General features: G+C 59.8%; 8 protein-coding genes and 6 tRNA genes. 4 read left to right on the top strand and 10 right to left on the bottom strand.

Annotated features, from left to right (window positions below):
- The 4 genes from JJE47_14700 to JJE47_14715 all read right to left on the bottom strand — a co-directional run.
- The coding region (locus tag JJE47_14700; protein ID MBK5268674.1) for a hypothetical protein at positions 1 to 580 on the bottom strand (580 nt) is incomplete at its 3' end.
- Between the two features lie 58 nt (positions 581 to 638).
- Positions 639 to 715 (bottom strand) — tRNA-His (locus JJE47_14705).
- Between the two features lie 65 nt (positions 716 to 780).
- Positions 781 to 854, bottom strand: a tRNA-Arg gene (locus JJE47_14710).
- Positions 855 to 916: 62 nt separating this feature from the next.
- Positions 917 to 987, bottom strand: a tRNA-Gly gene (locus JJE47_14715).
- 94 nt (positions 988 to 1081) lie between these two features.
- Here JJE47_14715 and JJE47_14720 point away from each other — a divergent pair.
- On the top strand, positions 1082 to 1636 hold the full coding sequence (locus JJE47_14720; GenBank protein ID MBK5268675.1) for an MBL fold metallo-hydrolase: 555 nt from the start codon (positions 1082 to 1084) through the stop codon (positions 1634 to 1636).
- Positions 1637 to 1664: 28 nt separating this feature from the next.
- Here the strand turns inward: JJE47_14720 and JJE47_14725 are convergent.
- Positions 1665 to 1738, bottom strand: a tRNA-Pro gene (locus JJE47_14725).
- A 108-nt stretch (positions 1739 to 1846) separates the two neighbouring features.
- On the opposite strand from JJE47_14725, the gene JJE47_14730 reads away from it, so the two are divergent.
- From JJE47_14730 to JJE47_14740, 3 genes are all read left to right on the top strand, one after another.
- Positions 1847 to 1919, top strand: a tRNA-Lys gene (locus JJE47_14730).
- A gap of 377 nt (positions 1920 to 2296) precedes the next feature.
- Positions 2297 to 2380, top strand: a tRNA-Leu gene (locus JJE47_14735).
- Between the two features lie 19 nt (positions 2381 to 2399).
- Entirely contained in the window at positions 2400 to 3134 is a 735-nt protein-coding gene (locus JJE47_14740) for a hypothetical protein (protein ID MBK5268676.1), read from the top strand.
- A gap of 23 nt (positions 3135 to 3157) precedes the next feature.
- On the opposite strand, the gene rdgB is transcribed toward JJE47_14740, so the two are convergent.
- The 5 genes from rdgB to pdxH all read right to left on the bottom strand — a co-directional run bounded on the left by rdgB (position 3158) and on the right by pdxH (position 6267).
- Positions 3158 to 3718: an RdgB/HAM1 family non-canonical purine NTP pyrophosphatase gene (gene rdgB / locus JJE47_14745; GenBank protein ID MBK5268677.1), complete on the bottom strand. Its 561-nt coding sequence runs from the start codon at positions 3716 to 3718 to the stop codon at positions 3158 to 3160.
- Positions 3718 to 4425, bottom strand: coding sequence for a ribonuclease PH (rph, locus tag JJE47_14750; GenBank protein MBK5268678.1), 708 nt, complete (start codon positions 4423 to 4425; stop codon positions 3718 to 3720). Before rph ends, rdgB begins: the two co-directional genes overlap by 1 nt.
- The gene (locus JJE47_14755; GenBank protein ID MBK5268679.1) at positions 4412 to 5179 is read right to left on the bottom strand and encodes an MBL fold metallo-hydrolase; all 768 of its coding nucleotides are present in this window, start codon (positions 5177 to 5179) and stop codon (positions 4412 to 4414) included. The genes rph and JJE47_14755 overlap by 14 nt, the downstream gene beginning before the upstream one ends.
- Before the next feature lie 66 nt (positions 5180 to 5245).
- Positions 5246 to 5641 carry a M67 family metallopeptidase gene (locus tag JJE47_14760; GenBank protein MBK5268680.1) on the bottom strand — a complete coding sequence of 132 codons (396 nt, stop codon included), beginning with the start codon at positions 5639 to 5641 and terminating at the stop codon, positions 5246 to 5248.
- Complete coding sequence (gene pdxH / locus JJE47_14765; GenBank protein MBK5268681.1) at positions 5638 to 6267, bottom strand: pyridoxamine 5'-phosphate oxidase; 630 nt, start codon at positions 6265 to 6267, stop codon at positions 5638 to 5640. The genes JJE47_14760 and pdxH overlap by 4 nt, the downstream gene beginning before the upstream one ends.
- Positions 6268 to 6271: the final 4 nt, after the last annotated feature.

Consider the following 6271-nt stretch of genomic DNA (forward strand, 5'->3'; position numbering starts at 1 on the left):
AGGGACCAACCCGGATCGTCAAATCATGGGCAGCTAGTTCGTCAATGGCGGCGCCCTCGGTATCGACTGCGGCCAGATCAACCACGGCGTAGTCATCATCACGGGCCGGCCGATCGACCTCGGTCAGCTCCGCAAACTGTTCGCGCATCCGATCGACCTGCTCGGCCAGGTCCTCTTCACTCACCAGGGGACCGGAGATCTCGATCTCACGACCAACGTAATTCGGCGTCTCGGCGAGAGTCGGCCAACTCGCCACGATCACGGAAATTTCGATACCCGTGTCGGTGTCTCCGACGCGTTCCACCGTCGGCGTGGCCGCCAGCACGATGTCCAGCTCGCCGAGCGCCTCGCCAACCAGTTCACCCAGCGCGTCATCTATGGCTTCGGCACGGAGGCGCTCTGATCCAACCGCCGACTCGATGACCTTTCTTGGTGCCCGACCCGGACGAAAGCCGGGTATACGCATCGAACGCGACAGCCGGCGGGCCGCCGCCGACTTGGCCTCGTCCAGGCGTTCCTCGGGGACATAAAGCACGACCCGTTTTTCAAATGGCCCGGCGTCGGTAACTGTGGTTTCCACGTTGCGCTCCTCGATTATTCACAAACCAACACGCGCCTTTCGGGCGCGTGTTGGGCTTTGGGGTGACCGACGGGATTTGAACCCGCGACAGCCGGGATCACAACCCGGTGCTCTACCGAACTGAGCTACGGCCACCATGTATATATATCTGTATATCTGTTCTCTGCGCTTATCAACCTGGGCGCTTATCCGTATTGCCGCGCTCCCGGAGGGATTCGAACCCCCGACCTCGAGCTTAGAAGGCTCTTGCTCTATCCAACTGAGCTACGGGAGCATCCGGTCCGACAGTGTAAACGCTAGCGAGGGTTTCTCATTCTCATGAGACTGCCCTCACCGAGCGGGTGACGGGGATCGAACCCGCACCACCAGCTTGGAAGGCTGGGGCTCTACCATTGAGCTACACCCGCATTCTGCAAGCGAGATTGTAACCAGCTTTCTGACACCGGAGACCGGATAGTCTGGACCGACACTGCACACCGGGTCGAGAGAAGAGGAGCTTGCATAGTGGCAACAGTTGATATCTTGACCGTCGGCTACGTCGGAGAACGAGTGGCCGGTACGGTCAGCCTGATACGTGACGAACACGTGATCGCCGTGGTTGATCCCGGCATGGTGTCGAGCCGATGGACAATCCTCGACCCACTCGCCGAACATGGTGTCACCCCTGAGGACGTGACTGACGTGATCATCTCGCACCACCATCCCGATCACACCTGGCATATCGCGCTGTTCCCGAACATTCGATTGCACGACTATTGGGCCACCTACGAACGCGACATGTGGACATCTCGACCTGCCGAAGGATATGAACTCTCGGACTCCATCCGACTGCTCGAGACCCCGGGGCACACACGCGAAGACATCACGACGATGGTCGAAACCGAGGCCGGGACGCTGGCCATGACCCATCTCTGGTGGAACGCCAATTCAGCCGGTGATCCCCGGGCTTTCGATGTCGATCAGTTGAACCACCATCGCGGTCGCGTCCTGAAGGAAGCCACGATCATCATCCCGGGCCACGGAGCCGCATTCCCGGCGTTCAACGCCCCGGTCTAACCCGGTTCGGGCGATGAGTCATTCTTTGTCGGGCTGGTCAGATTTGAACTGACGACCCCCTGCTCCCAAAGCAGGTGCGCTACCAAGCTGCGCTACAGCCCGTTCTTGTGTTGGTCAGTTTGGCAGGTTTCCGGACGACCAGATTCGTGATTCCGTTTTGTGGAGGCATCCAATTGGCACGGCAAGCCGGATCGGATATAAACTGGATCCGGGTCGCTAGCTCAATTGGCAGAGCAACGGACTCTTAATCCGCAGGTTCCGGGTTCAAGTCCCGGGCGGCCTACCCACAAACGGAGCGTCTCTTCGATGAAGGGCGCTCCGTTTCTCGTTGCAGGAGACCCGAACCACTTTTTTCACTACTCACCGTGCGGACGTGGCGGAACTGCCACAGAACCGCCTCGCTGGCTGTGGTCTTGATGAGACTGGCCAAACGGTCCACAAATACAATAAGCCCTACCTGAATCCTGCAGACCGGGCCGAATTGGCAGACGCAACCATGTGGCCGCGGTCCTGAAGAGACTGGCCAAACGCTCCACAAAAACAATAAGCCCTACCTGAATCCTGCAGACCGGGCCGAATTGGCAGACGCAACCATGTGTCTGCGGTCCTGAAGAGACTGGCCAAACGCTCCACAAGAACGATTAGCCTTTGCTGGATCTTGCGGACGTGGCGGAATTGGTAGACGCGCCAGGTTTAGGTCCTGGTGGGCGAAAGCCCGTGGGGGTTCAAGTCCCTTCGTCCGCACTAATCCGACTATAGCTGGATGGATAAAATGTTCGAGTTCAAGCTTGGGTCTTTTCCAATCAGACTGCACTGGTCATACCTCCTGCTCATCATCCTGGTGGTGGGAGCGGGATTCGGGGTGATCGGCATCCTGATCTGGTTGATCGCCGTTCTCGTCGCCATTTTGATTCACGAACTTGCCCACGGAATCGTGGCGCGGCGCCAAGGGGCTCTCCTCGATCACGTCATGCTCTACGGTCTCGGCGGGGTAACCGTCTGGAATGAGCGGTACGGCTCCGGCGTGAACTGGAAAAGCCGTATATGGATCGCGTCCGCCGGCCCGGTTACCGGTCTCGGGTTGGGTCTTCTCGGTTATGCAGGGATTCGCTTCGGGTTGTTCGGTGAAGCAATGCAGAGTGCCGTCAATGTACCGTGGCGTCTCGGGTTGCGTTATTGGGCGATTCAGGGCGACTGGCTGTCGTTTGCGATCACCTGCCTCGTCTGGATGAGTCTGGCGTGGGCCGTCATCAATCTGCTGCCGATGGGCGGGTTGGACGGATCACAAATCCTGGCCGAAGTATTGGAGCGTAAGAATCCCCGAGACGGCCGCAAGCAGGCCGCCTGGGTGGGCGTCATTGTGGCGGGGGTGGCCGCCGTCTATGCCGTGATCGTGTTGCGCTCTTGGCTCATTGCTTTTGTCTTCGGGATGTTCGCGCTGAACGACTACGCCCGTATCAACGATCAGCCTCCCCCGTTCGGGAACTTCCGGCGTTAACCCCAGCACGGTCGTCCGATCGGTCAGGTTAACGCGTCCCTCAGAAGGGCTAGCGCCTTCGCACGGTGGGATAGTCGGTTTTTCTGGTCGATGCCCATCTCAGAGAGCGTTTGACCGTCCACCTCGAAGATGGGGTCATAGCCGAACCCACCGACGCCCCGGCGCTGTCCGGTGATCACCCCGACGAGCGCCGCCTCGACGACCACTTCTGTTGAACCGTCCACAAAGGCTGCCGCGGTTCGGAATTCGGCCCGACGATCCTCGACGCCTTCGAGCTCAAGAAGCATCTTGGTGACGTTGTCGTCGTACGTGGCATCGGGACCGGCATAGCGAGCCGTGTGAACGCCCGGGCGATCATCGAGCGCTGCGACGAACAGCCCGGTATCGTCGCCAATTGAGGGAAGGTCGGTGGCATTGAACACCGCCCGGGCTTTCAGCAAGGCATTCCCGGCCAGCGTGTCGGCGTCCTCGATGACATCCTCCCACGACAGGCCGGTCACCAACTCCCCCACCACCCCATCGAGCAATCGAGCAATCTCTGCAATCTTGTCCGGGTTTTTCGATGCAACAACCACCCGGGGGATCACAGCCCGAGCAATTCTTTCTGAGCTGCGGACAGTTCGGCGATGCCGTCAGCAGCCAGATCGAGCAGGCTGTTGAACTCGTCGCGAGTAAAGGCCGCTTTCTCGGCAGTACCTTGCACCTCGACCAGAAGTCCGCGGCCTGTCATGACAACGTTCATGTCGACATCGGCATTGACATCATCGACGTATTCCAGATCGAGAAGCGGCGTCCCGTCGACGATCCCAACCGATATCGCAGCCACCGTATCGACGATCGGAATATCCGACATTTTTCCGGCAACCACCGCCGCGCTAAACGCGTCGTGCATGGCAATGAATGCTCCGGTGATCGCCGCGGTGCGGGTTCCGCCGTCTGCTTGTAAGACATCGCAGTCGACTTGCACCATAGCCTCGCCCATTTTTTTCATGTTGACAACCGCCCGTAATGATCTCCCGATGAGGCGGGAGATCTCTTTGGAGCGGCCGCCTTCGTAGTTGTTGCGTCGGATACGTTCACCCGAGGATCCCGGCAACATTCCGTATTCGGCCGTTACCCAGCCGGCACCCGAACCTTTCATCCACCTTGGCACCTCTGATTCGACGCCGGCTGTGCACAAGACCCGGGTCTCGCCCATCTCAATGAGAACCGATCCGGGGGTCATATTCGTAAAGCCCCGTGTGATGCGAACTGCGCGTAACTCGTCGGCTGGTCTTTCACGTTGCGCCATTGCTCTCCTTCAGATCGATGGTCAGTCCTGGGGTCGCCGCCACGACGGAACCAGAAAAAGTTTCGGAGGCTTCTTCGACCGATTGCCCCGGATCGTTGGTTGGCCAGAGATGAGTCAGCACAAGACGGCCCACATTGGCCGCAGTTGCCAGTTCACCGGCTTCGGATGCCGTCAGATGATGGGGCCACGGTTTGTCAGCGCCCGAACCGAGGTAGGAGGCTTCGGCAATTAGCACGTCGGAGCCGGCCGCCCACTCGGCCAGGTGGTCGGCCACCCCGGTGTCGGCCGTGTAGGCAATCGATCCTGCCTGACCGGTCAGCTTGACCGCCATCGTCGGGACCGGATGATTGGTTTGTGTGAAAAGGAGGTGAAGATCCTTGATGTTCACCTCCGTGCCGAGGTCCACCCGGTTGAACGTGAGCGCTTCGAAGACCGCACTCCCGGTCCGACCAATTAGCGCCTCGAGTCGCTTTGGTACCGAGGCAGGGGCATACACCGCAACCGGACCAAGGAGCGGGTGCCCATACCGGCGCGAGTAGGCGAATGGTAGAACGTCGACGCAATGATCGACGTGTTCGTGGGTGATGACGATCGCGTCGAGGTCGTTCGGATCGATGTATTCCTGGAGTGCCGCGAACGTGCCCGTCCCGCAATCAAGCCAGATCGTCGCCTGTTCGGTTTGCACGAGATAGCCCGATGAGGGGCGACCGGGAGTCGGATAGGTGCCGTTACACCCGAGTACTGTCAGACGCATCGGAGGGAGACTAGGCCAGCAGTGAACGCCTGGGCGGTATCAGCCGGTAGATTCCCCGTGATCTGGCTAGTCATCTATCTCGATTCTCAACTGCCGGGACCGGCTTCCGACGATCTCGAAGGCACCAACCGTGTCGCCGCTGATGACGAGGTATAGCCAGGCAGGCGATGGAGCCCTGGCCACATCGGTAGCCGACGGAACCGGGGTTCCACGAGGGTGCGAGTGGAACACGCCGCCGATTTCCCAATCGTGGCGTTCAGCGTGGCGGGCGGCACCGTAGAACTCCGCTGGATCAATGGTGTACGACGAAGCCGACCTATCGACGTTACTCAGGCAATACACAAAGCGGACCGACCCTGCGGGAGTTACGGCCAGGAGCCCGCAGGCTTCACTTGGTGCTTCGTAGGTGGCGTGCTCGAGCATGGCGGCGAGCATGGGCCTCCGGACCCGGGGGGCCATCATGGGCTCAAGCGTTGACAAACCCAACCTGACTCCGTCAGTCGGTACACGATCCGGTCGTGAAGCCGATTGACCTGACCCTGCCAGAACTCAATCCGGCGCGGGATCACTCGGTACCCTCCCCAGGTCTGCGGCCGGGGTACCTCCTGACCTGCCCATCGAGACTCCTCAGTCTCATATCGAACTTTCAACACATCCCGGCTCGCAATCACCGACGATTGATCGCTTGCTCTGGCTGCTAACTGTGATCCACGCGGCCGACTCGCGAAGTATCGGTCTGACTCTGCGACGTCAACTTTCTCGACACTTCCCGACACCCGGACTTGCCGATGGAGCGATTGCCAGAGGAACACGAGGGTCGCCTCCGGCCGATCAGCCAACTGTTGGCCTTTGTCGCTGGCGTAATTCGTGTAGAAAACAAATCCGGCGGGACCGTGTCCCTTTAACAGCACGATTCTTGCATCGGGGTTACCCGCTCCATCAACGGTGGCGAGCGTCATCATGTTTGCTTCGGGTACATCTGCCTCGACTGCTTCCTGAAACCAGCCTGCAAACTGGTCGAAGGGGTCAGCGGCGGCATTGGCTTCCAACAATCCGTCGACGTCGTACTCGATCCGGGGCGGCTCCATCACA

The sequence above is a fragment of the Acidimicrobiia bacterium genome (assembly GCA_016650365.1).
GTDB lineage: Bacteria > Actinomycetota > Acidimicrobiia > Spongiisociales > JAENVV01 > JAENVV01.

Coding starts and splice junctions, on each gene's coding strand:
- JJE47_14760 (MBK5268680.1), bottom strand. CDS start 5,641: ATGATGGCCCCCCGGGTCCGGAGGCCCATGCTCGCCGCCATGCTCGAG.
- pdxH (MBK5268681.1), bottom strand. CDS start 6,267: ATGGAGCCGCCCCGGATCGAGTACGACGTCGACGGATTGTTGGAAGCC.
- JJE47_14740 (MBK5268676.1), top strand. CDS start 2,400: ATGGATAAAATGTTCGAGTTCAAGCTTGGGTCTTTTCCAATCAGACTG.
- rph (MBK5268678.1), bottom strand. CDS start 4,425: ATGGCGCAACGTGAAAGACCAGCCGACGAGTTACGCGCAGTTCGCATC.
- JJE47_14755 (MBK5268679.1), bottom strand. CDS start 5,179: ATGCGTCTGACAGTACTCGGGTGTAACGGCACCTATCCGACTCCCGGT.